The sequence below is a fragment of the Bradyrhizobium sp. Kon56 genome (assembly GCF_055807635.1).
This window is the reverse complement of record NZ_JBVVOU010000025.1, coordinates 17,408-43,330: the sequence shown is the minus strand read 5'-3', so window position 1 is coordinate 43,330 and position 25,923 is coordinate 17,408. Positions and strand designations below refer to the sequence as shown.

Below are 25,923 nucleotides of genomic sequence, written 5' to 3'. Positions count from 1 at the left end.
GAAGGCTCAAGAGGGCGCCGCATTCGTCTGAGGCGGACGCGTCGCCCGCTCGATAAAGCCCTTCGCGAGCGCGTGGTAGATCCCTTCCTCGCAGATCATCCGCGATGTGGCATGTGCAATCAGGGCGGCGGCCATCAACGGCACCACCATGGCGTGGTTGTCGGTCATCTCGGTCACGATGACGAAAGCGGTGATCGGCGCCTGCACCACACCGGCAAAATAGGAGACCATGCCGAGCAACATGATCGCACCGAGCGGAGCGTCGTGGAAGAAGGACGCGATATTGCTGCCGAGGCCGGCTCCAACGGCGAGTGACGGCGAAAAAATTCCGCCGGGTATGCCACTGATTGCCGCGAAGGTGGTGGCGAGAAGCTTGAGGATGCCGAAGTCCTGCGGCAGTGGTGCGCCCTGCTCCAGGGCCGTCTTTACCTGCTGGTAGCCTGTGCCATAGATCGTATCGCCGGAGACAATGCCGCAGATCGCGACTGCGAAGCCGCACACGAGCGCAAACCACAAGGGGTGGCCCTTGACCGAACGCCCTAGCGGATGGGCGAAGCCGCGCGCCATCACGATGACGATACGGCTGAAGATGCCGCCAGCCAAACCGCCGACCACGCCGCACACCGGAACCGCCAGCCAGTCGACGCCGGGGGCCAGCGCCGTCGCACTGCTGCCGAAATAGGCGTAGTTGCCCATCAGCGCGAGCGAGGTCAGGCCGGCCGCTATCACCGCCGCGATAATGAGACTGCTGGTGCGCGTCTCGAAAGCACGGCTCATCTCCTCGATGCCGAAGACGATCCCCGCCAGCGGTGTGTTGAAGGCGGCCGCGACGCCGGCGGCCGCGCCGGCCAGGATTAATCCGGGCTGGCGGCGTGGCGAGACGCGGCCGAGCGCGAACATGATGGAAGCGCCGACTTGAACGCTCGGTCCTTCCCGGCCGACGGAGCCGCCGCACAGCAGGCCGAACAAGGTGAGGATCACCTTTCCGATCGCGATTCGGATCGAGACCAGGCTCTCGCGCGCCGCCTGGTCGGTCAGATGCCGCGCAGCGATCGCTTGGGGAATGCCGCTGCCCTGTGCATTCGGGAACAGCCGGATGGTCAGATACGCCGAGAGCATGAAGCCGAGAGGTGTCACCGCGAGCACGGCGTAGCGCGACTTGGCCAACAGCAGCGTGAAGGCGTGCTGGGCGAGATCGGCGAGTTGCGCCAGCCCCACCGCCGCGGCGCCAACCCCGATCCCACCGAGCACGAAGATCGCCCGCCGCTGCCATCGCGCGGATGTCAGCCTGAACAGGCGTTTGTGGCGGGTCGACAGGGGCCAGAGCATAAAATCGAGGTTTAGCCGGTCCCGCCGCGAATTGAAGGGGCTATCGAGCAGACCAGCTAGACTGGAACCACGCCCTCGACGAACATCAACCGTCGCTCCAGCGCCGCCTGCCGCAGCTTCAGCGCTTCGGCATATTCCGCCGACGCGTACCATTCCTGCGCCCGCGCCATCGATGGGAACTCCACGATGATGATGGTCTTGGGCCGCGGGCCGCCCTCCACCACCTCAGTGGCGCCACCACGCACGAGATAGCGGCCGCCATATTGAGCGATGGTTGCCGCGGCCAGCTCGCGATAGGCTTCCATCGTGGCTTGATCGCGCGCCTCGACCTCCGAAATCACATAGGCCGGCATGAGTTGATCCTTTATTTTGAGCATGATCTTTTCGGAAAACCGCGTCACACTTTTCCGGATCATGCTCTAGGCAATCGTGTTGACGATGCCGCCCTCCGCGCGCAGCGCCGCACCGTTGGTCGCGGACGCTTCCTTCGAAGCCGCATAAACCACCATGTTGGCGATCTCATCGACGCTGGCGAAGCGCTGGAGCAGCGAGCTTGGGCGATGTTGTTTGACGAAATTGGCCGCGGCCTCATCGACCGACTGGCCGTTCTGCTTGGCAAGATCCTTCACGAACGTCTCGACGCCCTCCGACATTGTCGGGCCCGGCAGCACGGAATTGACGGTGACGCCGGTGCCCCGTGTGAGCTGCGCCAGGCCCCGCGCGACCGAGAGCTGCGCCGTCTTGCTCATGCCGTAGTGGATCATCTCGACGGGAATGTTGAGCCCGGACTCCGAGGAGATGAAGACGATTCGGCCCCAGTTGCGCTTGAGCATGCCTTTCATATACGCACGCGAGAGACGCACGCCGCTCATCACGTTGACCTCGAAAAAGCGGCTCCAGTCCTCGTCCGGAATGTCGAAAAAGTCCCTCGGCTCGAAGATGCCGGCATTGTTGATGAGGATGTCGACGTCTGGCAGCGCCGCGGCCAGCGCCTTGCAGCCCGCCGCGGTCGAGACGTCGGCGGCGATGCCGCGGACCTTTCCGCCCGCCCCTTCCAGCTTGCGCACGGCCGCATCGACCTTGTCCTGGCCGCGTCCGTTGATCACGACGCTCGCACCCGAGCCGGCAAGGCCCTTGGCGATGGCATGGCCGATGCCGGCAGTCGAGCCGGTGACGAGAGCGGTCTTTCCGGATAGGTCGATGTTCATGCGTGATCTCCGTTGATGCTTGCGGAGATATTGGGCGCTGCCGGCACGATAGCAATCGGCACTCACCGACGCGTGAGGAGCGGGACGTAACCAACAGGACGGCCAATAAAAAAGCGGCGCCCGAAGGCGCCGCTTTCTGAAAACTCTCTGCCGGTCGGCTTACGCCGCCTCGGCTTCCTTTTCCTGCACCGGACCGGAATCCAGGCCCTTGGCATCGACATCACGATCGACAAACTCGATCACGGCCATCGGGGCGTTGTCGCCGTAGCGGAAGCCGGCCTTGATGATGCGGGTGTAGCCACCCTGGCGATCCTTGTAGCGGGGCGCGAGCGTGTCGAACAGCTTCCTGACCTGATCCTTGTCACGCATCTCCGAGATGGCCTGACGGCGCATGGCCAGCCCGCCCTTCTTGCCGAGGGTAATCAGCTTCTCGACGATCGGACGCAATTCCTTCGCCTTCGGCAGCGTGGTGACGATCTGCTCGTGCTTGATCAGCGCGGCGCACATGTTGGCGAACATCGCGCGGCGATGCTCAGCGGTGCGGTTGAGCTTGCGATGAACCTTGCCGTGACGCATTTATCTATTCCTTGAATTTCATTCGTCGCGACGGTTCGTCGGACCAGTTGCTCAGGTGGGCTGCCTGCGTTCGCCCGCTAAGGCGCGATGAATTCGCGCCTCAGCCTGTTGTCGTTCGGATCAGTAGTGATCCTCGAAGCGCTTGGCGAGCTCGTCGATGTTCTCCGGCGGCCAGCCCGGCACTTCCATGCCGAGGTGCAGACCCATTTGGGCCAGCACTTCCTTGATCTCGTTCAGAGACTTGCGGCCGAAGTTCGGAGTGCGGAGCATTTCCGCTTCGCTCTTCTGCACGAGGTCGCCGATGTAGACGATGTTGTCGTTCTTCAAGCAATTGGCCGAGCGCACCGACAGCTCGAGCTCGTCCACCTTCTTGAGGAAGGCCGGGTTGAAGGCGAGGTCCGGGATGATCTCCTGGGCGACTTCCTTGCGCGGCTCTTCGAAGTTGACGAACACGTTGAGCTGATCCTGCAGGATGCGCGCCGCGTAGGCCACGGAATCATCCGGCGTCAGTGCGCCGTTGGTCTCGATCGTCATGGTCAGCTTGTCGTAGTCGAGGATCTGGCCCTCGCGGGTGTTCTCGACCTTGTAGGAGACCTTGCGGACCGGCGAGTACAGGCTGTCGACCGGGATCAGGCCGATCGGTGCGTCCTCGGGGCGGTTGCGCTCGGCGGGAACGTAGCCCTTGCCGGTTGCGACCGTGAACTCCATGCGGATCTCGGCGCCCTCATCGAGCGTGCAGATCTGCAGGTCGGGATTGAGCACGACGACGTCGCCCACGGTCTGGATGTCGCCGGCGGTGACGACGCCCGGTCCGGACTTCTTGACGACCATGCGCTTGGGGCCTTCGCCCTGCATCTTGATCGAGATGTCCTTGATGTTGAGCACGATGTCGGTGACGTCCTCACGGACGCCCGCGATCGAGGAGAACTCGTGCAGCACGCCGTCGATGTGCACCGACTGCACTGCCGCGCCCTGGAGCGAGGACAGCAGGATGCGGCGTAGCGCGTTGCCGAGCGTCTGGCCGAAGCCGCGCTCGAGCGGTTCGGCGACGATGGTCGCGAAACGGGTCGGATCGCTGCCGGGCTGTACCTGCAGCTTGTTCGGCCGAATCAGTTCTTGCCAATTTTTCTGGATCGTCACTGTTTCACCCATACAGGCCAGTCAGACTGCTGTTGCAGGCACTGGCGTTGGAGAAAGGCCGCAGATCATTTCCACGGCTTTGCAAAAAATCATCGCGGGCGCCAATGCGCCCGCAATCTGGTATCAAACGCGCCGACGCTTACGGGGACGGCAACCGTTGTGCGGGATCGTGGTCACGTCGCGGATCGAGGTGACGGTGAAGCCCGCGGCCTGCAGCGCCCGGAGCGCCGATTCGCGGCCCGAACCGGGACCGGCGACTTCGACTTCCAGCGTGCGCATGCCGTGCTCCTGCGCCTTCTTCGACACGTCCTCGGCGGCAACCTGTGCGGCATACGGGGTCGACTTGCGCGAGCCCTTGAAGCCCATCGTGCCGGCGGAGGACCAGGCAATCGTGTTGCCCTGCGCGTCGGTGATGGTGATGGTCGTGTTGTTGAACGACGAGTTCACGTGCGCGACGCCGGAGGCGATGTTCTTGCGCTCACGACGACGAACGCGGGTGGCTTCCTTGCCCATAGACTACCTTTCCTGAAGATCTCAACGCCGCCGTAATGCCAGCGGCTACACCTGTGGAACGAAAGGCGCGTGGCGAAAGGGTCATCCCCGGGTCGCCACACGCCGTGATTGGATGCGAAAACTTACTTCTTCTTGCCGGCGATGGCCTTGGCCGGACCCTTGCGCGTACGCGCGTTGGTGTGGGTACGCTGGCCACGCACCGGCAGACCGCGACGATGGCGCAGGCCGCGATAGCAGCCGAGGTCCATCAGACGCTTGATGTTGATGCCGACCTCACGACGCAAATCGCCCTCGACCATATAGTCGCGGTCGATCACTTCGCGGATCTGGAGCACTTCGGCGTCGCTGAGCTGATTGACGCGACGATCCACCGGGATCTTCACCTTCTCCAGAATCTCACCGGCGATCTTCTGACCGATGCCATGGATGTACTGGAGCGCGATCAGCACGCGCTTGTTGGTCGGGATGTTCACGCCGGCAATACGGGCCACGGCCTTCTCTCCTGTCGCCAATCCCTCGTCAGGAATCGGGCTTTAAGTGCTTGGTTTCTCGGGCAGGTGTTCACAAACGCGAACACGACGCCCACCCCTGGTCTTCCTGGGGCCCGGCATCGTTTGAAACTATCCGACTTGGATGCGGGGCTTATTAGGGGATTCAGGGGGCTTTCGTCAACCGCTGCTAGCGCTTAGCTCGCCTTTTCGTGACCTTTTTTGCGGCCTTTTTGGCACCTTTCTTGACAGCCTTCCTGGCGGTCTTTTTGGCTGCCTTCTTCTTCCCCGCCTTCTTGGCGGCTTTCTTGACGATTCTCCTGCCTGCCGTCGTAGCCTTCTTGGCCGCCTTCCTGGATTTGGCAGCCTTTTTGGCCGCTTTCGCAGGCTTTTTGGCCGATTTCTTCGCCGCCTTGGCCTTTCTGGCCGGGGCCGCCTTCGTCGCACTCCGGGCGTGCGTCTTGCCATGCGTCTTGGGCTCGACCGCCCCGAGCGCCAGGAGCTGGCGATGGATGGCGCGGGTGACCTCATCGATGGCCATCATGCCGTCGATGGTCGAGAGCTTGCGCCGCTCGGAATAGTAGTGAATCAGCGGTTCCGTCTGGCTGCGGTAGCTGGCGAGTCGCTTGGTCAGGACCTCCGGGGTGTCATCGAGCCGGACCTCTTCCCCGCGCTCGCGCATCTGGGCGACGCGAGTCTCGACGCGATTCAGGAGCGCGCTTTCGTTGACGCGGAGCTCGATCACGGCATCGAGCTTGAGGTGCTTGTGCTTGAGCAGCTCATCCAGCGCCTCGGCCTGCGGCACGGTCCGCGGGAAACCGTCAAGGATGAAACCGTTTTTGGCATCCGGCTGATCGATCCGATCGGAGATGATCCCCACCACGACATCGTCTGGCACGAGACCGCCGCTGGCCATGATCTCCTTGGCCTTGAGCCCGACCGGCGTTCCGGCCGCCACCGCTGCACGCAACATCTCGCCGGTCGAGAGCTGGACGATGCCATAGCGCTGCACCAGCAGCTGCGCCTGGGTGCCCTTGCCCGATCCCGGTGGCCCCAGAAGTATAATTCTCATCGGCGTACGCCCCCCGATTGGTGCGCGATACGTCGCGCGCCCGTGTTTTGAAGTCCAGTTACAGTGCAAATCATAATCAGCGCCGCACCGCTACCCATATCATAGGGGAGCAAATGGCCGGACGCCAAGAAGCCTTTGAGATCAATGCTTGCACGACAGGAAGAGCGACTCTGCCGAGGCGACCGAATGGCCGGCTCGCCGTCCGCGCGCATTGCACGCGCGGCGAATCGGCGGCGCAATCGCGCCGCCCGAGGGACGCCGCGCTTAACGGCGGCGGCCGCGCAGCTTCGACTTCCGGATCAGGCCTTCGTACTGATGTGCCAGGAGATAGCCCTGCACCTGCGCCACCGTATCCATGGTGACGCTGACGACGATCAGCAGCGAAGTGCCGCCAAAGTAGAACGGCACCGACGCGTAGGAGATCAGGATTTCCGGAATCAAGCAGACGATCGCCAGATACACCGCGCCGAGCACGGTGATCCGCGACAGCACGTAGTCGATATATTCCGCGGTACGCTCGCCGGGACGGATACCCGGAATGAAGCCGCCGTGCTTCTTCAGATTGTCCGCGGTCTCGGTCGGATTGAACACGATCGCGGTGTAGAAGAAGGCGAAGAACACGATCAGCGCCAGATACATGATCAGGAACAGCGGACGGCCGTGGCCGAGCTGGGTGTTGATCCACTGGAACCATTCCGGCCCGCTGCCCGCGTTGAAGTTCGCAACCGTGGTCGGCAGCAGCAGCAGCGAGGACGCGAAGATCGGCGGGATCACGCCCGAGGTGTTGAGCTTAAGCGGCAGATGCGAGGACTGCCCCTCGAACATCTTGTTGCCGACCTGGCGCTTCGGATACTGGATCAAGAGCCGGCGCTGGGCGCGCTCCACGAACACGATGAAGGCGATCACGGCCACCGCCATGATGATGACCACCAGAATCAGGCCGGTCGACATCGCACCCTGACGGCCGAGCTCGAGCATGTTGGCGAGCGCCGCGGGCAGCTCGGCGACGATGCCGGAGAGAATGATCAGGGAGATGCCGTTGCCGATGCCGCGCGACGTGATCTGCTCGCCCAGCCACATCAGGAACATGGTGCCGCCGGTCAGCGTGATCGCCGTGGACAGGCGGAAGAACATGCCGGGGTCGCTGACGACGTTGCCGGCGCCTTCGAGGCCCACCGCAATGCCGTAGGACTGGAACGCGGCCAGGATCACCGTGAGATAACGGGTGTACTGGTTGAGCAGCTTGCGGCCGGACTCGCCTTCCTTCTTCAGCGCCTCGAGCTGCGGCGAGACGGTGGTCAGGAGCTGGATGATGATGGACGCCGAGATGTACGGCATGATGTTCAGCGCAAAGATCGCCATGCGGTGAATGCCGCCGCCGGCGAACATGTTGAACATGCCGAGGATGCCGCCCGCCTGGGAGCGGAACACCTGCTCCCAGATGTTGGGATCGATGCCGGGCAACGGGATGTAGGTCCCGAGCCGATAAACGAGCAGCGCGCCCAGGGTGAACCAGATGCGCTTCTTCAGTTCGTCGGCCTTGGCAAACGCACCGAAATTGAGATTGGCTGCCAGTTGTTCCGCTGCAGAGGCCATCTTGGACTTTCTCCCGCCGCTTATTGCGCCGTTATGCCCGCGGCCGGGCTACATTATACCGGACACCGGACATTATCTGGGGCTACGGCTTCGATAAGTCCATCGTCCCGCGTGCGTAAAGGCCCGCGAGCCGCGGGCCGATGACGCAGTTGTTACGCCGCCTCGCCTTCTTCCTTGGCAGGCGCGAGGATCTTCACCGAGCCGCCGGCCTTCTCGACTGCCGCGATCGCGGTCTTCGAGGCGCCGTGCACTTCAATGTTGAGCTTGGCCTTGAACTCGCCGCGGCCGAGCAGCCGCAGGCCACCCTTGGCGCGGCGCAGCACGCCGGCCTTGACCAGGGATTCGACGTTCACGACGCTGCCGGCGTCGATCTTCTTGGCATCGACCGCATCCTGGAGCCGGTCGAGATTGATCTCGGCGAACTCCACGCGGAAGATGTTGTTGAAGCCGCGCTTGGGCAGACGGCGATGCAAGGGCATCTGGCCGCCTTCGAAACCCTTGATGCGCACGCCCGAACGCGCGGTCTGGCCCTTGCCACCGCGGCCGGCCTGCTTGCCCTTGCCCGAACCAATGCCGCGGCCGACGCGCATACGCTTCTTGCGCGAGCCGGCATTGTCGGCGATATCGCTGAGCTTCATCGCCCTGCTCCTTGTTTCTTGCGCATGACCTTCACCGAAAACGGGTCCCGCTTCGGGATCGTGCGCCTTTGCTTACTTCTCGTCGACAATGCGAACGAGATGGTGAACTTTCAAGATCATGCCGCGGACCGCCGGGGTGTCCGGCAGTTCGCTGATGCGGCCGATCTTGTTGAGCTTGAGCCCGATCAGCGTCGAACGCTGCGAGTGATGGCGGCGGATCGCGCTGCCGGTCTGCTCGAGCTTGATCGTCTTTGCGGTCGTAACGGCACTCTTGGCCATAGGCGTCTACTCCGAAAAGCTTCCGTTATTCGGCAACCGCCTCGGCGTCACCACCGATACGGCGGGACTGGAGGGTGGACACCTTGATGTTGCGGCGGGCAGCGACCGAGCGCGGCGAATCCTGATGCTTCAGCGCATCGAAGGTCGCGCGAACCATGTTGTACGGGTTCGACGAGCCGATCGACTTCGCAACCACGTCCTGGACGCCGAGCGTCTCGAACACGGCGCGCATCGGACCGCCGGCGATGATGCCGGTACCGGCCGGAGCTGCGCGCAGGTAAACACGGCCCGCGCCATGACGGCCGGCGATGTCGTGATGCAGCGTGCGGCCCTCGCGCAACGACACGCGGGTCAGGTTGCGCTTGGCGGATTCGGTTGCCTTGCGGATCGCCTCGGGCACTTCGCGCGCCTTGCCGTGACCGAAGCCGGCGCGGCCCTTCTGGTCGCCGATCACGACCAGCGCTGCGAAACCGAAGCGCTTGCCGCCCTTGACGACCTTGGCGACGCGATTGATGTGGACGAGCTTGTCAACGAACTCGCTGTCGCGCTCTTCCCTGCGTTCACGTCCGCCGCCGCGTTGATCGCGTCCACCACGTTGTTCGCGTTCTGCCATGGTTTTTCCAGTCCTTCAGAGGCTTACGCCTCAATCCTCAAATTCTGTTAGAAGCTCAGCCCGCTTTCACGCGCCGCGTCGGCAAGAGCCTTGACGCGCCCGTGATAGAGATAGCTGCCGCGATCGAACACGACTTCCTTGACACCCTTCTCGGCGGCGCGCTCGGCCAGCAGCTTGCCGACCGCCTTCGCCGCATCGATGTCGGCGCCGGTCTTGCCGCCATCGCGCATCGACTTCTCGAGCGACGAGGCAGAGGCCAGCGTCTCGCCCTTCAGGTCGTCGATGACCTGGGCGTAGATGTGCTTGGACGAGCGGAACACCGACAGGCGCGGACGGCCGCCACCCGAGCGGCGCAGCTTCAGACGTACACTGCGCTTGCGCCGGGCATTCGTAACCTTGGCTTTCGACATGACCGGCTCCGTTACTTCTTCTTGCCTTCCTTGCGGAAGATGAATTCGCCAACATACTTCACGCCCTTGCCCTTGTAGGGCTCCGGCGGACGATAGGAGCGAATCTCGGCGGCGACCTGGCCGACGCGCTGAATGTCGCTGCCCGTCACCGTGATCTCGGTCGGCTTCGGCACGGTGATCGTGATCCCTTCCGGGATCGCGTAGACCACATCGTGGCTGTAGCCGAGCGCGAGCTGCAGGTTCTTGCCCTGCAGCGCGGCGCGGTAACCGACGCCGGTGATTTCGAGCTTCTTCTCGAAACCCTTGGTGACACCCTCGACCAGATTCGCGACCTGGGCGCGAGCGGTCCCGTACAGGGCCCGCGCGCGGTTGGTCTCGACCCGCGGGTTCACCCTGACCTGGCCGTTGTCGAGCTTCACCTCGACGTCGTTATGGACGACGAACTGAAGCTGGCCCTTCGGCCCCTTCATCTTGACGGTCTGCCCGTCGACGGTCGCGGTCACACCCGACGGCACCGCTACCGGTCTTTTGCCAACACGTGACATGGATCAAAAATCCTTCTCAGAACACCGTGAAGAGAACTTCGCCGCCCACGTTCGCTTCACGCGCACTGTGGTCAGCCATGATTCCCTTCGGCGTCGACAACACCGAAATGCCGAGTCCGTTATTGACCCGCGGCAGGTTCTTCACCGAGGCGTACACGCGCCGCCCGGGTTTGGAAACACGCTCGATCTCGCGGATAACGGGCTCGCCGTCGAAATACTTCAGCTCGATCTCGATCTCGCTGCGGCCCGAGGAGTGCTCGAGCGTGGCGTAACCGCGGATGTAGCCTTCGCTCTTCAGCACCTCGAGAACGTTCTCGCGCATCTTCGAGCCAGGCGTGGAGACCTTGTTCTTGGAGCGCATCTGCGCGTTACGGATGCGGGTGATCAGATCGCTGATTGGATCGTGCGTAGACATTTAAACGACCCTCCTTACCAGCTGGACTTCACGAGGCCCGGGACCATGCCCTTGGAGCCAAGGTCCCGCATTGCGATGCGGGACAGTTTGGTCAAGCGATAGTTCGAGCGCGAACGGCCCGACAGCTCGCAACGCAGACGGATGCGGGTCGCCGACGAGTTGCGCGGCATTTCCGCCAGCTTCAGGGTCGCGGCAAACCGCTCCTCCATCGGCAGCGTCTTGTCGGCGATAATCGCCTTCAACCGCTCGCGCTTCGGGGCGGCGTTCTTCGTCATCCGCTTGCGCCGGTTGTTCTTCTCGATTGAACTCTTCTTTGCCATGCTTGGCTCCTGGGTATCCGCGTTTGAGAGGCTTTAGGTCAGCGTCTCACTGCCGGAACGGGAAATTGAATGCGGTCAACAAGGCCCTCGCCTCGTCGTCGGTCTTGGCCGTGGTGCAGACGGTGATGTCCATGCCGCGGGATTCCGTGACCTTGTCGAAGTCGATCTCGGGGAAAATGATGTGTTCCTTGAGGCCGAGCGAGTAGTTGCCGCGGCCGTCGAAGCTCTTCGGGTTCAAGCCGCGGAAGTCGCGGACGCGCGGCAGCGCAACCGTCACCAGACGATCGATGAACTCGTACATGCGGGCCTTGCGCAGCGTGACCTTGCAGCCGATCGGCTGGTTCTCACGCAACTTGAAGGTCGCGATCGCGATCCGCGAATAGGTCACGATCGCCTTCTGGCCGGCGATCTGGGTCAATTCCGCAGCGGCGTTCTCGGCCTTCTTGCGGTCGTTGACGGAATCGCCAACGCCCATGTTCAGCACGACCTTGTCCAGGCGCGGAACCTGCATGACGTTCTCATAACCGAACTTCTCGGTCATTTCCGTCCGGATCTTCGCGTCGTATTCCGCGCGCAGGCGCGGTGTGTAAGCGGCCTCAGCCATCGATCTCAGCTCCCGAGCTCTTGGCGATGCGGACCTTCTTGCCGTCCGCCAGAATCTTGAATCCGACGCGGGTCGGCTTCCCGTCCTTGCCGACATACGCGATGTTGGACAGTTGGATCGGCGACTCTTTCGAGATGATGCCGCCCTCCTGGGCCTGCGTCTGCTTCTGGTGACGCTTGACCATGTTGATGCCGCGAACCAGCGCCGTACCGGCGTCGGGACGCACTTCGAACACCTCGCCGGTGCGGCCCTTGTCGCGGCCGGTCAGCACGACGACCTTGTCGCCCTTGCGGATCTTCGCAGCCATCACAGCACCTCCGGCGCGAGCGAGATGATCTTCATGTGGTTCTTGGCGCGCAGCTCGCGCGGCACGGGCCCGAAGATACGGGTACCGACCGGCTCGGACTGATTGTTGATCAGAACGGCGGCGTTGCGGTCGAAGCGGATGACCGAACCGTCGGCGCGGCGGATGTCCTTGCGGACGCGCACCACAACGGCCTTCATCACGTCGCCCTTCTTCACCTTGCCACGCGGAATCGCTTCCTTGATCGAGACAACGATGATGTCGCCGATCGTGGCGTAGCGGCGCTTGGAGCCCCCGAGCACCTTGATACACATGACACGGCGTGCGCCAGAATTATCGGCCACGTCGAGGTTGGTCTGCATCTGAATCATTGATGCACCTCGTCCTCTTCTATTTGCGCCAGCCCAGCCGGCGCTCAACATTTACCTGAAGTCAGTCGGCTAAAGCCGACAGATCAGGCGCTTTTCTTGTGTTCGCCCCGGATCACGACCCAGCGCTTCAACTTCGAAATCGGCTTCGATTCCTCGATCCACACCATGTCGCCCGGCTTGAACTCGTTGCTCTCGTCGTGCGCGTGGTAGTTCTTCGAACGGCGGATCGTCTTCTTGTAGATCGGGTGCGTAAAGCGGCGATCGACGCGCACCACGATGGTCTTGGCTTGCTTGTCGCTGACGACCACGCCCTGCAAAGTACGTTTCGGCATCTTCGTAAGCCTCTTACTTCTTCTTCGCGCGCGTCTGCGCGGCGACGGTCTTGATCCGGGCGATGTCACGGCGGGCTTCGCGCAGGCGCGAGGTGTTCTCGAGCTGCCCGGTGGCGCGCTGGAAGCGCAGGTTGAAGCGCTCCTTCTTCAGGTTCAGGATGGCGTCGTCCTGCTGATCGGGGCTCAACGCGCGGATGTCTTCGATTTTCATCTGGGCCATGGCCATTACTCCGCAATGCGCTCGACGAAGCGCGTCTTGATCGGCAGCTTGGCTGCCGCCAGGGTCAGCGCTTCACGCGCCGTCTGGGTGTTGACGCCGTCGATCTCGAACAGCACCCGGCCCGGCTTGACGCGCGCGACCCACAATTCCGGCGCGCCCTTGCCGGAACCCATGCGGACTTCGGCAGGCTTCTTCGACACGGGAACGTCGGGGAATATGCGGATCCAGACGCGGCCGGCGCGCTTCATGTGGCGGGTCAGCGCGCGGCGAGCGGCTTCGATCTGGCGCGCGGTGACGCGCTCAGGCTCGGTCGCCTTCAGACCGAACTGGCCGAACGCCAACGTCGCGCCCGAAGACGCAACGCCGTGGATACGGCCCTTATGCGCCTTCCGGAACTTCGTTTTCTTAGGTTGCATCATGGCTTCAAGCCCTCAAATTCTCTGTGCTGGCGTCAGGCTGCAGCGTTGTCCCGGCGCTGCCGGCCGCCGCGATCGCCGCCGCCACCAGTCTCACCTTCGGCCATTCTCTTGTCCTGGGCCATCGGATCGTGCTCGAGGATCTCGCCCTTGAAGATCCAGACCTTGACACCGCAGGTGCCGAAGGTCGTGAACGCGGTCGCAACCCCGTAGTCGATGTCTGCGCGCAGCGTGTGCAGCGGCACGCGACCTTCGCGGTACCACTCCATGCGCGCGATTTCCGCGCCGCCCAGACGTCCCGAGCAGTTGATGCGGATGCCTTCCGCACCGAGACGCATTGCCGACTGGACGGCGCGCTTCATGGCGCGGCGGAACGCCACGCGGCGCTCCAGCTGCTGCGCGATCGACTCCGCCACCAGCGTCGCATCGAGCTCCGGCTTGCGGATTTCGACGATGTTGATGACGACGTCGGACGCGGTGATGTCCGCGACCTTCTTGCGCAGCTTGTCGATGTCGGCGCCCTTCTTGCCGATCACCACGCCCGGACGAGCCGAGTGGATGGTGACGCGGCACTTCTTGTGCGGACGCTCGATCACGATGCGGGCAACGGCCGCCTGCTTGAGCTCCTTGTGCAGGATCTCACGGATCTTGACGTCCTCGTGCAGCAGCTTGCCGTATTCCTGTTTGCCGGCGTACCAGCGGGAATCCCAAGTCCGGTTGATGCCGAGACGCAGACCGATCGGATTGATCTTTTGACCCATCGTGTTCTCCTGCGTCCCTTAAGCCGCTGCTGCGGCTTCGACCTGACGAACGATGATCGTCAGCTGTGAAAATGGTTTGTAGACACGGCCCGAGCGGCCACGGCCGCGGGCGGCAAAGCGCTTCATCACGAGGCCGTTGCCGACGAAGGCCTGCGCCACGACGAGATCGTCGACGTCGAGGTCGTGGTTGTTCTCGGCGTTGGCAATAGCTGATTCCAGGCACTTCTTCACGTCAACCGCGATCCGCTTGCGCGAAAACTGCAGGTCGGCGAGCGCAGCAGCCGCCTTCCGGCCGCGAATGAGCTGGGCGACCAGGTTGAGCTTCTGCGGGCTCACCCGCAGCATCCGGGCGACCGCCTTGGCCTCGTTCTCGGCGAGGCTCCGTTCGCGCTTAGGTTTGCTCATCGTTTAATCCTCAAGCCTTCTTGGCTTTCTTGTCCCCGGAGTGGCCATGGAAGGTGCGGGTCGGCGAGAACTCGCCGAACTTGTGACCGACCATTTCCTCGTTGACGGCCACCGGCACGTGCTTCTGACCGTTGTAGACGCCGAAGGTCAGGCCGACGAATTGCGGCAGGATCGTCGAGCGACGGCTCCAGATCTTGATGACGTCGTGACGGCCGGACGAGCGCGCGGCATCTGCCTTCTTGAGCAGAGAACCCTCGACGAACGGGCCTTTCCAGACTGAACGAACCATGTCCGGCGTTCCTTACTTCTTCCGCTTGTGGCGGCTTAGGAGAATGAATTTGTTGGTCGACTTGTTGGAGCGGGTCTTCTTGCCCTTGGTCGGCTTGCCCCACGGAGTAACCGGGTGGCGGCCGCCCGAGGTACGACCTTCACCACCGCCGTGCGGATGGTCGATCGGGTTCATCGAAACGCCGCGGTTGTGCGGCTTGCGGCCCAGCCAACGGTTGCGGCCGGCCTTGCCGATCGACGTGTTCATGTGATCCGGGTTCGACACCGCGCCGATCGTGCCGCGGCAACGGCCGTGCACCAGGCGCTGTTCGCCCGAGTTCAGGCGGATGATCACGTAGTCCTGGTCGCGACCGACGAGCTGGGCATAGGTGCCCGCGGAACGGGCGAGCTGGCCGCCCTTCCCGATCTTGACCTCGATGTTGTGGATGATCGTGCCGACCGGCATGTTGCCGAGCGGCATGACATTGCCCGGCTTCACGTCGACATAGTTGCCGGCGACGACGGAATCACCGACGGCCAAACGCTGCGGCGCCAGGATATAGGCCTGGGTGCCGTCTTCGTACTTGACCAACGCGATGAATGCGGTGCGGTTCGGATCGTACTCCAGCCGCTCGACCGTCGCGGGCGCATCGACCTTGTCGCGCTTGAAATCGACGGTACGCAACGTTCGCTTATGACCACCGCCGCGGAAGCGCACGGTGATGCGACCGGTGTTGTTACGGCCGCCGGAGGAGTGCTTGCCTTCGGTGAGCGCCTTGACCGGCTTGCCCTTGTAGAGGGCCGAACGATCGACCATGACCAGCTGGCGCTGGCCCGGCGTCGTGGGATTGAATGTCTTCAGTGCCATCGTCGTACGACCTTACAGACCGGTGGTCACGTCGATCCGGTGACCCTCTTCGAGAGTCACGATCGCGCGCTTGGAGTTCGACTGCGAGCCGAGATTGCCGCGGAAGATCTTGGTCTTGCCCTTGCGGACCAGCGTGTTGACACTCTTGACCTTGACGTCGAACAGCTTCTCGATCGCTTCCTTGATCTGCGGCTTGGTTGCCTTGGCGGCCACCTTGAACAGCACCTTGTTGTGCTCCGAGGCGATCGTGGCCTTTTCGGTCACGACCGGCGATAGGATCACGTCGTAGTGGCGAGGCTCGATGTTCTTCGTCATTTGAAGCGCGCCTCCAGCGCATCGATGGCGGCCTTGGTCAGAACAAGCTTCCGACGGCGCAGGATGTCATAGACGTTGATGCCCTGGATCGGCAGCACGTCCATGTTCGGGATGTTGCGGGCCGCAGCGGCGAAGCCGTTGTTGAGCTCGGCGCCGTCGATGATCAGCGCGTTGGTCAAACCCAGACCGGAGAAATGACCGAGCAGCGCCTTGGTCTTGGCAGCTTCCAGCGCGGCCTTGTCGATCACGATGAGATCGCCGTCCTTGGCCTTGGCCGAGAGCGCATGCTTGAGGGCGAGCGCACGGACCTTCTTCGGCAGGTCGGTGGCGTGCGAACGCACCACCGGACCGAAGGCACGGCCACCTCCGCGGAACTGCGGCACCCGGGCCGAGCCGTGACGAGCACCACCGGTACCCTTCTGCTTGTACATCTTCTTGCCGGTGCGCCAGATCTCGGCGCGGCCCTTGGCCTTGTGCGTACCGGCCTGGCGCTTGTTGAGCTGCCACTGCACGCAACGTGCAATGATGTCCTGGCGCGGCTCGAGGCCGAAAATGGTGTCGGAAAGCTGGACCGAGCCGGCTTCCTTACCTTCGAGGGTCGTGACCTTCAATTCCATCTCACGCCTCCTGCGCAGCCGGAGCAGCGTCCGCTTCGCCAGCAACCTTGAACTTGCCGGGCTTCGGAGCTTCCTTAGGCAGCGGCTTCTTGACGGCGTCGCGCACGCGGATCCAGCCGCCCTTGGAGCCGGGAACGGCGCCTTCGACGAGGATCAGACCGCGTTCGACATCGAGCTGGACGACCCGAAGGTTGAGCGTGGTGATGCGGTCGACGCCCATGTGACCGGGCATCTTCTTGTTCTTCCAGGTCTTGCCCGGGTCCTGACGGCCACCGGTCGAACCGATCGAACGGTGCGAGACCGAGACGCCGTGAGTGGCGCGCAGACCGCCGAAGTTCCAGCGCTTCATACCGCCGGCAAAACCCTTACCGACCGAAGTACCGGTGACGTCGACGAACTGACCGACGACAAAGTGGTCGGCCAGGATCTCGGCACCGACGGGGATCATCTGATCCGCGGAGACGCGGAATTCCTCGACCTGCCGCTTCGGCTCGACCTTGGCGACCGCGAACTGGCCGCGCTCCGCCTTGGGCATGTACACGGTCTTGCGGCTGCCAGAACCAAGCTGGAGCGCGACATAACCGTTTTTCTCTTCGGTGCGGTGGCCTACGACCTGGCAATTGCCGAGCTTCAGCACGGTCACGGGGATATGTTCGCCGGCCTCTGTAAAGACCCGCGTCATCCCGACCTTTTGTGCGATCACTCCGGAGCGCATCGGCGTGCTTCCTGTTCTTTCTGTCCGCTAGTGGCGAACGTGATCCAAAAATCTTAGAGCTTGATCTCGACGTCGACACCGGCGGCCAAGTCGAGCTTCATCAAAGCATCGACGGTCTGCGGGGTCGGATCGACGATGTCGAGCAGGCGCTTGTGAGTGCGCATCTCGAACTGCTCGCGGCTCTTCTTGTCGACGTGCGGCGAACGGTTGACGGTGAACTTCTCGATGCGGGTGGGCAGCGGAATGGGTCCGCGGACCTGCGCGCCGGTGCGCTTCGCCGTGTTCACGATCTCGCGGGTCGACGTATCGAGGATACGATGGTCGAACGCCTTGAGACGGATGCGAATGTTTTGGCCGTTCATTGCCGTGGTCTTTCTTCAATGGGGTGGCGAATAGCGAATAGCGAATGTCACATTCGCTATTCGCCGATCCCTATTCTCGTAATTACTCGATGATCGAGGCGACGACGCCGGCGCCGACGGTGCGGCCACCTTCGCGGATCGCGAAGCGGAGCTTCTCTTCCATCGCGATCGGCACGATCAGGTGCACTTCCATCGCGATGTTGTCGCCCGGCATCACCATCTCGGTGCCTTCCGGCAGATGCACGACACCGGTCACGTCGGTGGTGCGGAAGTAGAACTGCGGACGGTAGTTGGTGAAGAAGGGAGTGTGGCGGCCGCCCTCTTCCTTGGTGAGGATGTAGGCCTCAGCCTTGAACTTGGTGTGCGGCTTGACCGAACCCGGCTTGCACAGCACCTGGCCGCGCTCGACGTCCTCGCGCTTGGTACCGCGAAGCAGCGCACCGATGTTGTCGCCGGCCTGGCCTTGATCCAGCAGCTTGCGGAACATTTCGACACCGGTGACCGTGGTCTTCTGCGTGGCGCGCAGACCGACGATCTCGATTTCCTCGCCGACCTTGACGATACCGCGCTCGACACGGCCGGTCACGACGGTGCCGCGGCCCGAGATCGAGAACACGTCTTCAACCGGCATCAGGAACGGCAGATCGACCGGACGCTCCGGCTGCGGAATGTAAGCGTCGACCTGCTTCATCAGCTCGAGGATGGCGTCATGGCCGAGCGTCTTATCGGAATCTTCGAGGGCGGCAAGCGCCGAGCCCTTGATGATCGGGATGGTGTCGCCCGGGAATTCGTACTTCGAGAGCAGCTCGCGGACCTCGAGCTCGACGAGCTCGAGCAGTTCCGGATCGTCGACCATGTCGCACTTGTTGAGGAACACGACGAGCGCGGGAACGCCGACCTGGCGGGCGAGCAGGATGTGCTCGCGGGTCTGCGGCATCGGACCGTCGGCGGCCGACACGACCAGGATCGCACCGTCCATCTGGGCGGCGCCGGTGATCATGTTCTTCACGTAATCGGCGTGGCCGGGGCAGTCGACGTGCGCGTAGTGGCGGTTCTTGGTCTCGTATTCGACGTGCGCCGTCGAGATCGTGATGCCGCGCGCCTTCTCTTCCGGCGCCTTGTCGATCTGGTCGTACGCGGTGAACGTCGCGCCGCCGGCTTCGGCGAGGACCTTGGTGATCGCCGCGGTCAGCGACGTCTTGCCATGGTCGACGTGACCGATGGTGCCGATGTTGCAGTGCGGCTTGTTACGTTCAAACTTTGCTTTGGCCATTTGACTCTCCGTTCAATCGTCAGTTCGAGACCGACGACAATCAGGCAAACTTCTTCTGGACTTCTGCCGACACGTTGGCCGGCGCTTCTGCGTAGTGGTCGAACTGCATGGTGAAGGTTGCGCGACCCTGGCTCATCGAGCGCAGGTTATTCACGTAACCGAACATGTTCATGAGCGGCACCATCGCGTTGATGACGTTGGCGTTGCCGCGCATGTCCTGACCCTGGATCTGACCGCGCCGCGAATTCAGGTCGCCGATGACGGAGCCGGTGTAATCTTCCGGGGTCACCACTTCGACCTTCATGATCGGCTCGAGCAGGACGGACTTGCCCTTCTGCAAGGCTTCGCGGAATGCAGCACGCGATGCGATTTCGAAGGCGAGCGCCGACGAATCGACGTCGTGATACTTGCCGTCGACGAGCTGAACCTTGACGTCGACCACGGGGAAGCCCGCGACCACGCCGGAACTCAGCACGCTGTTGATGCCCTTCTCGACGCCGGGGATGTATTCCTTCGGCACCGCACCGCCGACGACCTTGGACTCGAACTCGTAGCCCTTGCCGGGCTCGTTCGGCTCCACGATGATCGACACTTCCGCGAACTGTCCGGTACCGCCGGTCTGCTTCTTGTGGGTGTACTTGACTTCGGACCTCTTGGTGACGCGCTCACGGAACGCCACCTGCGGCGCGCCGATGTTGGCATCGACCTTGTAGGTGCGGCGGAGAATGTCGACCTTGATGTCGAGATGGAGCTCGCCCATGCCCTTGAGGATGGTCTGGCCGGACTCCTGATCGGTCGACACGCGGAAGGACGGATCCTCCGCGGCGAGCTTCGCCAGCGCCACGCCCAGCTTTTCCTGGTCGGCCTTGGACTTGGGCTCGATCGCGATCTCGATGACGGGCTCGGGGAATTCCATCTTTTCGAGGATCACCGCCTTGTCGGGATCGCACAGCGTGTCACCGGTGCGCGCTTCCTTCAGGCCAGCCAGTGCGACGATGTCGCCGGCATAGGCTTCCTTGATGTCTTCGCGGTTGTTCGCATGCATCAGCAACATGCGGCCGATGCGCTCCTTGCGGTCGCGCGTCGAATTGATCACGCCGGTGCCCGACAGCAGCGTGCCGGAATAGATGCGGCAGAAGGTGATGGTGCCGACGAACGGGTCGTCCATGATCTTGAAGGCCAACAGAGCCAGCGGCTCCTTGTCGTCCGGCAGGCGAACGACCTCGTTGCCGTCTTCATCGACGCCCTTGATGGCGGGCACGTCAACCGGCGACGGCAGATAATCCACGACCGCGTCGAGCAGAGGCTGCACGCCCTTGTTCTTGAACGCCGAGCCGCACAATACCGGGAAGAACGCGCCAGTCAGCACGGCCTTGCGGATCAAGCGCTTCAACGTCGGCTCATCGGGCTCCTTGCCGTCGAGGTAAGCGGCGAGAACTTCGTCGTCGAGCTCGACGGCGGCTTCCAACAACTTCTCGCGATATTCCTTGGCCTTCTCGACCATGTCCTCGGGAATATCGATGTCCACGAACTTGGCGTCGAGCTTCTCTTCTTCCCAGACCACGCCCTTCATGCGAACGAGGTCGACCAGGCCCTTGAAGTTGTTCTCGGAGCCGATCGGAAGCTGGATCGCGATCGGCTTTGCGCCGAGGCGGTCGACGATGTCCTGCATGCACTTGTAGAAGTCAGCGCCGGTCTTATCCATCTTGTTGGCGAAGACGATGCGCGGAACTTTGTACTTGTCGCCCTGGCGCCAAACCGTCTCGGTCTGGGGCTCGACGCCCTGGTTCGAGTCGAGCACGCACACGGCGCCGTCGAGCACGCGCAGGCTGCGCTCGACTTCGATGGTGAAGTCGACGTGGCCGGGAGTGTCGATGATGTTGAGACGCTTGCCTTCCCAGAACGCGGTGGTCGCGGCCGACGTAATCGTAATGCCGCGCTCCTGCTCCTGCTCCATCCAGTCCATCGTCGCGGCACCTTCGTGCACTTCGCCGATTTTGTGGCTCTTGCCGGTGTAATAGAGGATGCGCTCGGTGGTCGTGGTCTTGCCGGCATCGATATGCGCCATGATACCGAAGTTGCGGTAATTCTCTATGGCATGAACGCGGGGCATGGAGTGTTCCTTAGATTCCGTGTGTCGCCGTTACCAGCGATAGTGCGAGAAGGCGCGGTTGGCTTCCGCCATCCGGTGCACGTCTTCGCGCTTCTTGACGGCGTTACCCCGGTTGTTCGACGCATCCAGGAGCTCCGCAGAGAGCCGCTCGGTCATCGTCTTCTCGTTGCGATCGCGCGCAGCCGAGATCAGCCAGCGAATGCCCAGCGCCTGACGGCGCACCGAGCGAACTTCGACCGGAACCTGATAGGTCGCGCCGCCGACGCGGCGGGAGCGCACTTCGATCGTCGGCATGACGTTCTCGAGTGCCTGCTCGAACACGCCGAGCGGGTTCTGCTTGGTCTTGCTTTCGATGAGGCCGAACGCGCCGTAGACGATGCCTTCGGCGACCGACTTCTTTCCGGCGTACATCACCGAATTCATGAACTTCGTGACGATGATATTCCCGAACTTCGGATCGGGAAGGACTTCGCGCTTTTCGGCAGAATGGCGACGAGACATGGACCTGGTTCCCGCTTACTTCGGACGCTTGGCGCCGTACTTCGAACGGCGCTGCTTACGGTTCTTGACGCCCTGGGTATCCAGAACGCCGCGGAGGATGTGGTAGCGCACGCCGGGCAAGTCCTTGACGCGACCGCCGCGGATCATGACCACCGAGTGCTCCTGGAGGTTATGGCCCTCACCGGGGATGTAGCCGATCACCTCGAAGCCGTTGGTCAGGCGCACCTTGGCAACCTTACGAAGCGCCGAGTTCGGCTTCTTCGGGGTCGTGGTGTAAACGCGCGTGCAAACACCGCGCTTCTGCGGCGACTGCTGCAGCGCCGGCACCTTCTTGCGCGACTTCTGCACTTCCCGCGGTTGAGCGATCAGCTGGTTGATCGTCGGCATCCTGGCATTACCCTTTGTGTTCTGCCGCGGCCCGTCACCGGGTCCGCAAATTCTTTCGAGCTACCCGCCCGACGAGGCCGCCTTCCGCGGAACAATCCGCACAAAGCGAAATCGCGCCAACCACCCATCAACGGGCGGAAAGCGCTTCGACGCCACAGAGGACCGCAGTAGTTGAACCGGTCAGCTTGAAGCTGCGGCCCGCGCACCGAGGTCATGCATCCGAATTCGATCTCGAGAGAACATGCTCAAGAGAACTAAAATCGCACTGGCATTGCCTAGCTATGATCGACAGCGTTTGAGCGGCATTCGTCGAGGTTGGTGCCTGTCTTGGTGATCCCAGGGGATCAAACAGGTGGCCCGTTCCGACGTTGGCGATGCTCACCGCCTGTCGTTAAGTGAGGGGGTTCTATAAGTGGGAGTCGGTCAAGTCAAGGCGAAACGTCAGTCAGAAGCGCTTCCCGCACCTGCCGAAATCGCTTCTTGGGCCGCTCGCTGCGCCTTCGTGAGATGGAAACGAAGAGCGCGTCGCGCCACCTCGAAACCTATTTATACCCGGGCTAAATATACTTTTATAACCATTGGCTAAGGCTTTCTTTCCTGTTGGAGCGCCAATGTGCCGCCTTGGGCAGAGATTAGCGCCATGCGGTACACCGACATTGCCATTATCGGCGGGGGATTGTCCGGCTCGAGCGCCGCCGCGATGCTCGGCCGTAGCGGCATTTCGACCATCCTGATCGATCCGCATGAGAGCTATTCGGCGGACTTTCGGGTCGAAAAACTCAGCGGTCACGTGCAGGTCGGGCGATTCCTGCAGACGGGAATCGCCGAATCGGTGTTGCACCGCGCGACCTTTGTGGGTGAGAACTGGATCGCGCGCTTCGGCCGCCTTCTCGACAAGGCGCCGAGCCGGCAGTTCAACATCCTCTACGATTCCCTCGTCAACGCTGTCCGCGACGAAATTCCTGCCGGCGTCGAGCGCATCTGCGCCAAGGCTGTCTCGGTCGAGACGAGTGCGGAGCGGCAGAAGGTCACTCTCTCCAACGACGCGATGGTCTCCGCCCGGCTGGTCGTGCTCGCCAACGGACTCAATGTCGGCCTGCGCCACCAGCTGGGAATCGCCCGAAAAGTCGTCAGTGCCTGCCATTCGATTTCGATCGGGTTCGACGTGGTGCCGGCGGGACGGGACTCGTTCGACTTCCCTGCGCTGACCTATTTCTCGGAACGGCCGAGCGACCGCATCCCCTACCTCACTCTTTTTCCGATCGGGACGCGGATGCGCGCCAATCTGTTCGTCTATCGCAGCTTCGACGATCCCTGGCTGCGTGAGCTGCGCCGCGCGCCGGCCGAGACGTTGAACGCTGCGCTGCCACGGCTCAAGCACATCACCGGACCATTCGACATTCCCGGTGAGCTGAAAATCCGTCCGGTCGATCTCTATGTGAACGATGCCAGCGGCCAGCCGGGTCTCGTGCTGGTGGGCGATGCTTTCTCGACCTCCTGCCCGGCCGCCGGCACCGGGTGCGACAAGGTCTTCACCGACGTCGAGCGGCTCTGCAACGTCTATATCCCGCAGTGGCTGGCCTCCGACGGGATGGATACAAGCAAGATCGCCGCCTTCTACGCAGACCCGGTCAAGCGGGAGTGCGACGATTGGTCGGCCGCGAAGGCCTTCGATTTCCGCTCAGTCTCCATTGCGACAAGCCCTTATTGGACGGCGCAGCGCTGGGCACGCTTCATTGCCTGGTCGGTTCAGGGACTATTGCGGCCGCTTGGAGCAGCCTTCGATCTGGAGCCGAACTTCCTCGGTCACTCCTCCTCATCGTCCTCGTCGAGGTCGTCTTCATCCTCGTCGTCATCGTCGCTGTCCTCGTCGACGTGAGCCGGCGCGCCATGCGGTTGGTGGGTCTGGTCGTTCCACAGCTTGCGATAGGTGCCGTTCTTGGCGAGCAGCTCGGCATGCGGGCCGCGCTCGATCGCCCTGCCCCCTGAAATCACGATGATCTCGTCCATCTCGACCACCGAGGTCAGGCGGTGGGTCGACCAGATCATGGTGCGGCCCTTGGCGACCTTCAGCAGCGTGCGGTTGATCGCAGCTTCCGTGGTCTGGTCGAGCGCCGAAGTGGCTTCGTCGAGCAGCAGCACGGAAGGATTGCGGATGACCGCGCGCGCGATCGCGATGCGCTGGCGCTGGCCGCCCGACAAGGTATCGCCGCGCTCGCCCACCGGCGTGTCGTAGCGCTGCGGCAGGCTCATGATGTAACGGTGGATCTCGGCTTTCTTGGCCGCCTCCTCCACCTCCTCATCGGTCGCGCCCTCCTTGCCGAGCCGAATGTTCTCCCGGATCGACATGTTGAACAGCATATTCTCCTGGAACACCACCGCCATGCTCCGGCGCAGGGAGTCCAGCGTCACCTTGCGGACGTCGACGCCGTCGATGGTGACGCGCCCCTCGTCCGGCACATAGAGCCGCAGGATCAGATTCAGCAGCGTGCTCTTGCCGGAGCCTGAGGGACCGACGATGGCAATGCGCTTGCCGACATTGAGCTTGAGGCTGAGATTGTCCAGCACCGGCGTCTGGCTGCCTTCGTACTGGAACGTCACGTGGTCGAAGGTGATGTCGTTGGTGATGCGGGGCAGATCGGGCGCGCCGGCACGATCGGCGCTGCGCGTGGGCTCGTCGAGCAACTCCTGCATATGACGGATCGCGGCTGCCGCGGAGATCGACACGGGGATGAAATGCATCACATGGGCGATGTTGTAGGACACCTCCCAGAACGCACTCTCGAAGGTGACGAAGGTGCCGATGGTAATCTGCCCCTTCGTCGCCAGATATGCGCCGATCGCGAGCACGACGAGATGCAAGAGCAGCACCGAGATGGTGACCGTCCGCTCCACCATGGTCGACAGGAACGCCGCCGAGGCCATCCTGTTTCGCGTCTCGTCGTTGCGGAATTTGAAGAAGCCGAACATCCGGCGTTGCAGGCTGAACGCCTTGATCACGGCCTGCGCCGCCACGTTCTCCTGCACCATGCCGAGCAGCGCAGATTCATTGAGCTTCTGCTCGTAATTCGCCTGGACAGCCTTCGGCGTCAGCATGCGGGGACCGATCAGCGTGATCGGAAACACCAGCAGCGCAACCGCCGCGAGCTGCCAGTTCAGGAACACCATCAGGATGATGCCCGCGATCAGCTCCAGGAACGGCAATGCCGCGCTGTTGGCGAAGGTCTTGACCGAACCCTCGAAGGCCGCGAGGTCGACTGAGAAGCGCGACAGGATCTCGCCGCGCTTGGTGCGGCCGAAATAGGCCGCCGGCAGGTCCTGGACGTGCTCGAACAGCCGTTTGCGGACGTCGGAAATGATGCACGCCGCGAGCCGCGCATCCCAGCGCTCGTACCAGACCGCGACGATCGAGGTGAATATGCCCGCGACCGCGAGCACGCCGAGGATCTTGTACAGCGCCTGAAAATCCTCCTCGCCGAGCGCGTCGTCGATCAGGTACTTCAGGCTGAGCGGCATGATGACGTTGAAGAGCGTCTCGACGAAGACGCCGAACGCCACGAAGGACAGCATCTGCTTGTAGTTGAACAGGAAGGGTTTGACGAAACCCAGGATGGTCGCGAGCGCGCCGGCGGCCTCGCGCGCGGTAAAGACGACGAGGTCCTCGTCCTCATCGTCGTCATCGAGCTCCAGCCCGCCATCCTCCTCGTCTTCATCGTCCTCGTCGTCTTCAAGGTCCGGCTTGGCGGTAGGGACAAGCTTGTCGTCGAGCTCGGCCGCCTCTTCCGCGGCGAGCTTCTGTTTGTCGGGCGGGAGGGGCTTGGACGCCATGAAACCAACCGATGCTGACGGCCGGCATGACCGCAGAGAAAGCAGGAAATAGCGCCAACCGCTACTGCATCGATTCTATGCGATCAAGATGAATTCGGCAAAACAATTGGCGAAGGCGCCCG

The 25,923-nt window shown here is 62.7% G+C and carries 36 protein-coding genes; 1 reads left to right on the top strand and 35 read right to left on the bottom strand.

Features of this window, described 5'->3' with window-relative positions:
- Positions 1-6: 6 nt before the first annotated feature.
- The 34 genes from AC0L3B_RS29825 to rpsL all read right to left on the bottom strand — a co-directional run bounded on the left by AC0L3B_RS29825 (position 7) and on the right by rpsL (position 21,973).
- Positions 7-1,329: a chloride channel protein gene (locus tag AC0L3B_RS29825; protein WP_473381500.1), complete on the bottom strand. Its 1,323-nt coding sequence runs from the start codon at positions 1,327-1,329 to the stop codon at positions 7-9.
- A 56-nt stretch (positions 1,330-1,385) separates the two neighbouring features.
- The gene (locus AC0L3B_RS29820) at positions 1,386-1,682 is read right to left on the bottom strand and encodes a DUF1330 domain-containing protein (RefSeq protein WP_085351287.1); all 297 of its coding nucleotides are present in this window, start codon (positions 1,680-1,682) and stop codon (positions 1,386-1,388) included.
- Positions 1,683-1,748: 66 nt separating this feature from the next.
- Positions 1,749-2,537 (bottom strand): SDR family NAD(P)-dependent oxidoreductase, encoded by a 789-nt coding sequence (locus AC0L3B_RS29815; protein WP_085351286.1) that lies wholly within the window; start codon positions 2,535-2,537, stop codon positions 1,749-1,751.
- Positions 2,538-2,696: 159 nt separating this feature from the next.
- Positions 2,697-3,113 carry a 50S ribosomal protein L17 gene (rplQ, locus tag AC0L3B_RS29810; protein WP_018456461.1) on the bottom strand — a complete coding sequence of 139 codons (417 nt, stop codon included), beginning with the start codon at positions 3,111-3,113 and terminating at the stop codon, positions 2,697-2,699.
- Positions 3,114-3,233: 120 nt separating this feature from the next.
- Positions 3,234-4,265 carry a DNA-directed RNA polymerase subunit alpha gene (locus tag AC0L3B_RS29805; protein WP_007603046.1) on the bottom strand — a complete coding sequence of 344 codons (1,032 nt, stop codon included), beginning with the start codon at positions 4,263-4,265 and terminating at the stop codon, positions 3,234-3,236.
- A gap of 111 nt (positions 4,266-4,376) precedes the next feature.
- Positions 4,377-4,766 (bottom strand): 30S ribosomal protein S11, encoded by a 390-nt coding sequence (gene rpsK / locus AC0L3B_RS29800; protein ID WP_007603045.1) that lies wholly within the window; start codon positions 4,764-4,766, stop codon positions 4,377-4,379.
- 122 nt (positions 4,767-4,888) lie between these two features.
- Complete coding sequence (gene rpsM, locus AC0L3B_RS29795; RefSeq protein ID WP_018456460.1) at positions 4,889-5,257, bottom strand: 30S ribosomal protein S13; 369 nt, start codon at positions 5,255-5,257, stop codon at positions 4,889-4,891.
- Between the two features lie 187 nt (positions 5,258-5,444).
- Complete coding sequence (locus AC0L3B_RS29790; protein WP_085351285.1) at positions 5,445-6,326, bottom strand: adenylate kinase; 882 nt, start codon at positions 6,324-6,326, stop codon at positions 5,445-5,447.
- Between the two features lie 264 nt (positions 6,327-6,590).
- The gene (gene secY, locus AC0L3B_RS29785) at positions 6,591-7,922 is read right to left on the bottom strand and encodes a preprotein translocase subunit SecY (RefSeq protein WP_007611601.1); all 1,332 of its coding nucleotides are present in this window, start codon (positions 7,920-7,922) and stop codon (positions 6,591-6,593) included.
- A gap of 152 nt (positions 7,923-8,074) precedes the next feature.
- Entirely contained in the window at positions 8,075-8,560 is a 486-nt protein-coding gene (rplO, locus tag AC0L3B_RS29780; RefSeq protein WP_027518586.1) for a 50S ribosomal protein L15, read from the bottom strand.
- 72 nt (positions 8,561-8,632) lie between these two features.
- Positions 8,633-8,839, bottom strand: a complete 207-nt coding sequence (gene rpmD, locus AC0L3B_RS29775; protein ID WP_018456457.1) for a 50S ribosomal protein L30 — start codon at positions 8,837-8,839, stop codon at positions 8,633-8,635.
- A 25-nt stretch (positions 8,840-8,864) separates the two neighbouring features.
- The gene (gene rpsE, locus AC0L3B_RS29770) at positions 8,865-9,452 is read right to left on the bottom strand and encodes a 30S ribosomal protein S5 (RefSeq protein WP_007603037.1); all 588 of its coding nucleotides are present in this window, start codon (positions 9,450-9,452) and stop codon (positions 8,865-8,867) included.
- A gap of 47 nt (positions 9,453-9,499) precedes the next feature.
- Positions 9,500-9,862: a 50S ribosomal protein L18 gene (gene rplR, locus AC0L3B_RS29765; protein ID WP_007603036.1), complete on the bottom strand. Its 363-nt coding sequence runs from the start codon at positions 9,860-9,862 to the stop codon at positions 9,500-9,502.
- Positions 9,863-9,873: 11 nt separating this feature from the next.
- A complete protein-coding gene (rplF, locus tag AC0L3B_RS29760; RefSeq protein ID WP_473381499.1) occupies positions 9,874-10,407 on the bottom strand; it encodes a 50S ribosomal protein L6 in 534 nt (177 codons plus the stop codon).
- 16 nt (positions 10,408-10,423) lie between these two features.
- Complete coding sequence (gene rpsH / locus AC0L3B_RS29755; protein ID WP_007603034.1) at positions 10,424-10,822, bottom strand: 30S ribosomal protein S8; 399 nt, start codon at positions 10,820-10,822, stop codon at positions 10,424-10,426.
- 14 nt (positions 10,823-10,836) lie between these two features.
- Positions 10,837-11,142 (bottom strand): 30S ribosomal protein S14, encoded by a 306-nt coding sequence (rpsN, locus tag AC0L3B_RS29750; RefSeq protein ID WP_007611604.1) that lies wholly within the window; start codon positions 11,140-11,142, stop codon positions 10,837-10,839.
- 46 nt (positions 11,143-11,188) lie between these two features.
- Entirely contained in the window at positions 11,189-11,746 is a 558-nt protein-coding gene (rplE, locus tag AC0L3B_RS29745; protein WP_007603032.1) for a 50S ribosomal protein L5, read from the bottom strand.
- A complete protein-coding gene (gene rplX, locus AC0L3B_RS29740; RefSeq protein WP_007603031.1) occupies positions 11,739-12,053 on the bottom strand; it encodes a 50S ribosomal protein L24 in 315 nt (104 codons plus the stop codon). The genes rplE and rplX overlap by 8 nt, the downstream gene beginning before the upstream one ends.
- Positions 12,053-12,421: a 50S ribosomal protein L14 gene (gene rplN / locus AC0L3B_RS29735; RefSeq protein ID WP_007603030.1), complete on the bottom strand. Its 369-nt coding sequence runs from the start codon at positions 12,419-12,421 to the stop codon at positions 12,053-12,055. The genes rplX and rplN overlap by 1 nt, the downstream gene beginning before the upstream one ends.
- An 83-nt stretch (positions 12,422-12,504) precedes the next feature.
- Positions 12,505-12,753 carry a 30S ribosomal protein S17 gene (gene rpsQ, locus AC0L3B_RS29730; protein WP_007603028.1) on the bottom strand — a complete coding sequence of 83 codons (249 nt, stop codon included), beginning with the start codon at positions 12,751-12,753 and terminating at the stop codon, positions 12,505-12,507.
- A 13-nt stretch (positions 12,754-12,766) separates the two neighbouring features.
- Positions 12,767-12,973: a 50S ribosomal protein L29 gene (gene rpmC, locus AC0L3B_RS29725; RefSeq protein WP_007603026.1), complete on the bottom strand. Its 207-nt coding sequence runs from the start codon at positions 12,971-12,973 to the stop codon at positions 12,767-12,769.
- Between the two features lie 5 nt (positions 12,974-12,978).
- Positions 12,979-13,392: a 50S ribosomal protein L16 gene (gene rplP, locus AC0L3B_RS29720; protein ID WP_007603024.1), complete on the bottom strand. Its 414-nt coding sequence runs from the start codon at positions 13,390-13,392 to the stop codon at positions 12,979-12,981.
- A 32-nt stretch (positions 13,393-13,424) separates the two neighbouring features.
- Positions 13,425-14,150, bottom strand: coding sequence for a 30S ribosomal protein S3 (gene rpsC / locus AC0L3B_RS29715; protein ID WP_007603023.1), 726 nt, complete (start codon positions 14,148-14,150; stop codon positions 13,425-13,427).
- 18 nt (positions 14,151-14,168) lie between these two features.
- Positions 14,169-14,555: a 50S ribosomal protein L22 gene (gene rplV, locus AC0L3B_RS29710; RefSeq protein ID WP_007603022.1), complete on the bottom strand. Its 387-nt coding sequence runs from the start codon at positions 14,553-14,555 to the stop codon at positions 14,169-14,171.
- Positions 14,556-14,565: 10 nt separating this feature from the next.
- Entirely contained in the window at positions 14,566-14,844 is a 279-nt protein-coding gene (gene rpsS / locus AC0L3B_RS29705) for a 30S ribosomal protein S19 (RefSeq protein WP_007603021.1), read from the bottom strand.
- 12 nt (positions 14,845-14,856) lie between these two features.
- Entirely contained in the window at positions 14,857-15,690 is an 834-nt protein-coding gene (rplB, locus tag AC0L3B_RS29700) for a 50S ribosomal protein L2 (RefSeq protein WP_007611609.1), read from the bottom strand.
- A gap of 12 nt (positions 15,691-15,702) precedes the next feature.
- Entirely contained in the window at positions 15,703-16,005 is a 303-nt protein-coding gene (locus tag AC0L3B_RS29695) for a 50S ribosomal protein L23 (protein ID WP_007603019.1), read from the bottom strand.
- On the bottom strand, positions 16,002-16,622 hold the full coding sequence (rplD, locus tag AC0L3B_RS29690) for a 50S ribosomal protein L4 (protein WP_007603018.1): 621 nt from the start codon (positions 16,620-16,622) through the stop codon (positions 16,002-16,004). Before rplD ends, AC0L3B_RS29695 begins: the two co-directional genes overlap by 4 nt.
- Before the next feature lies 1 nt (position 16,623).
- Positions 16,624-17,337 (bottom strand): 50S ribosomal protein L3, encoded by a 714-nt coding sequence (gene rplC, locus AC0L3B_RS29685; protein WP_007603016.1) that lies wholly within the window; start codon positions 17,335-17,337, stop codon positions 16,624-16,626.
- Positions 17,338-17,390: 53 nt separating this feature from the next.
- Positions 17,391-17,699 (bottom strand): 30S ribosomal protein S10, encoded by a 309-nt coding sequence (rpsJ, locus tag AC0L3B_RS29680; protein WP_002712302.1) that lies wholly within the window; start codon positions 17,697-17,699, stop codon positions 17,391-17,393.
- 82 nt (positions 17,700-17,781) lie between these two features.
- Complete coding sequence (gene tuf / locus AC0L3B_RS29675; RefSeq protein ID WP_018456453.1) at positions 17,782-18,972, bottom strand: elongation factor Tu; 1,191 nt, start codon at positions 18,970-18,972, stop codon at positions 17,782-17,784.
- Positions 18,973-19,012: 40 nt separating this feature from the next.
- On the bottom strand, positions 19,013-21,085 hold the full coding sequence (gene fusA / locus AC0L3B_RS29670; RefSeq protein WP_026233180.1) for an elongation factor G: 2,073 nt from the start codon (positions 21,083-21,085) through the stop codon (positions 19,013-19,015).
- A gap of 30 nt (positions 21,086-21,115) precedes the next feature.
- Positions 21,116-21,586 carry a 30S ribosomal protein S7 gene (rpsG, locus tag AC0L3B_RS29665; RefSeq protein WP_007603009.1) on the bottom strand — a complete coding sequence of 157 codons (471 nt, stop codon included), beginning with the start codon at positions 21,584-21,586 and terminating at the stop codon, positions 21,116-21,118.
- Between the two features lie 15 nt (positions 21,587-21,601).
- Entirely contained in the window at positions 21,602-21,973 is a 372-nt protein-coding gene (rpsL, locus tag AC0L3B_RS29660; protein WP_007603006.1) for a 30S ribosomal protein S12, read from the bottom strand.
- A gap of 640 nt (positions 21,974-22,613) precedes the next feature.
- Between rpsL and AC0L3B_RS29655 the strand changes: the two genes are divergently transcribed.
- Positions 22,614-23,852 carry an FAD-dependent oxidoreductase gene (locus AC0L3B_RS29655; RefSeq protein WP_473381498.1) on the top strand — a complete coding sequence of 413 codons (1,239 nt, stop codon included), beginning with the start codon at positions 22,614-22,616 and terminating at the stop codon, positions 23,850-23,852.
- On the opposite strand, the gene AC0L3B_RS29650 is transcribed toward AC0L3B_RS29655, so the two are convergent.
- Entirely contained in the window at positions 23,780-25,801 is a 2,022-nt protein-coding gene (locus tag AC0L3B_RS29650; RefSeq protein ID WP_473381497.1) for an ABC transporter ATP-binding protein, read from the bottom strand. The genes AC0L3B_RS29655 and AC0L3B_RS29650 overlap by 73 nt on opposite strands.
- Positions 25,802-25,923: the final 122 nt, after the last annotated feature.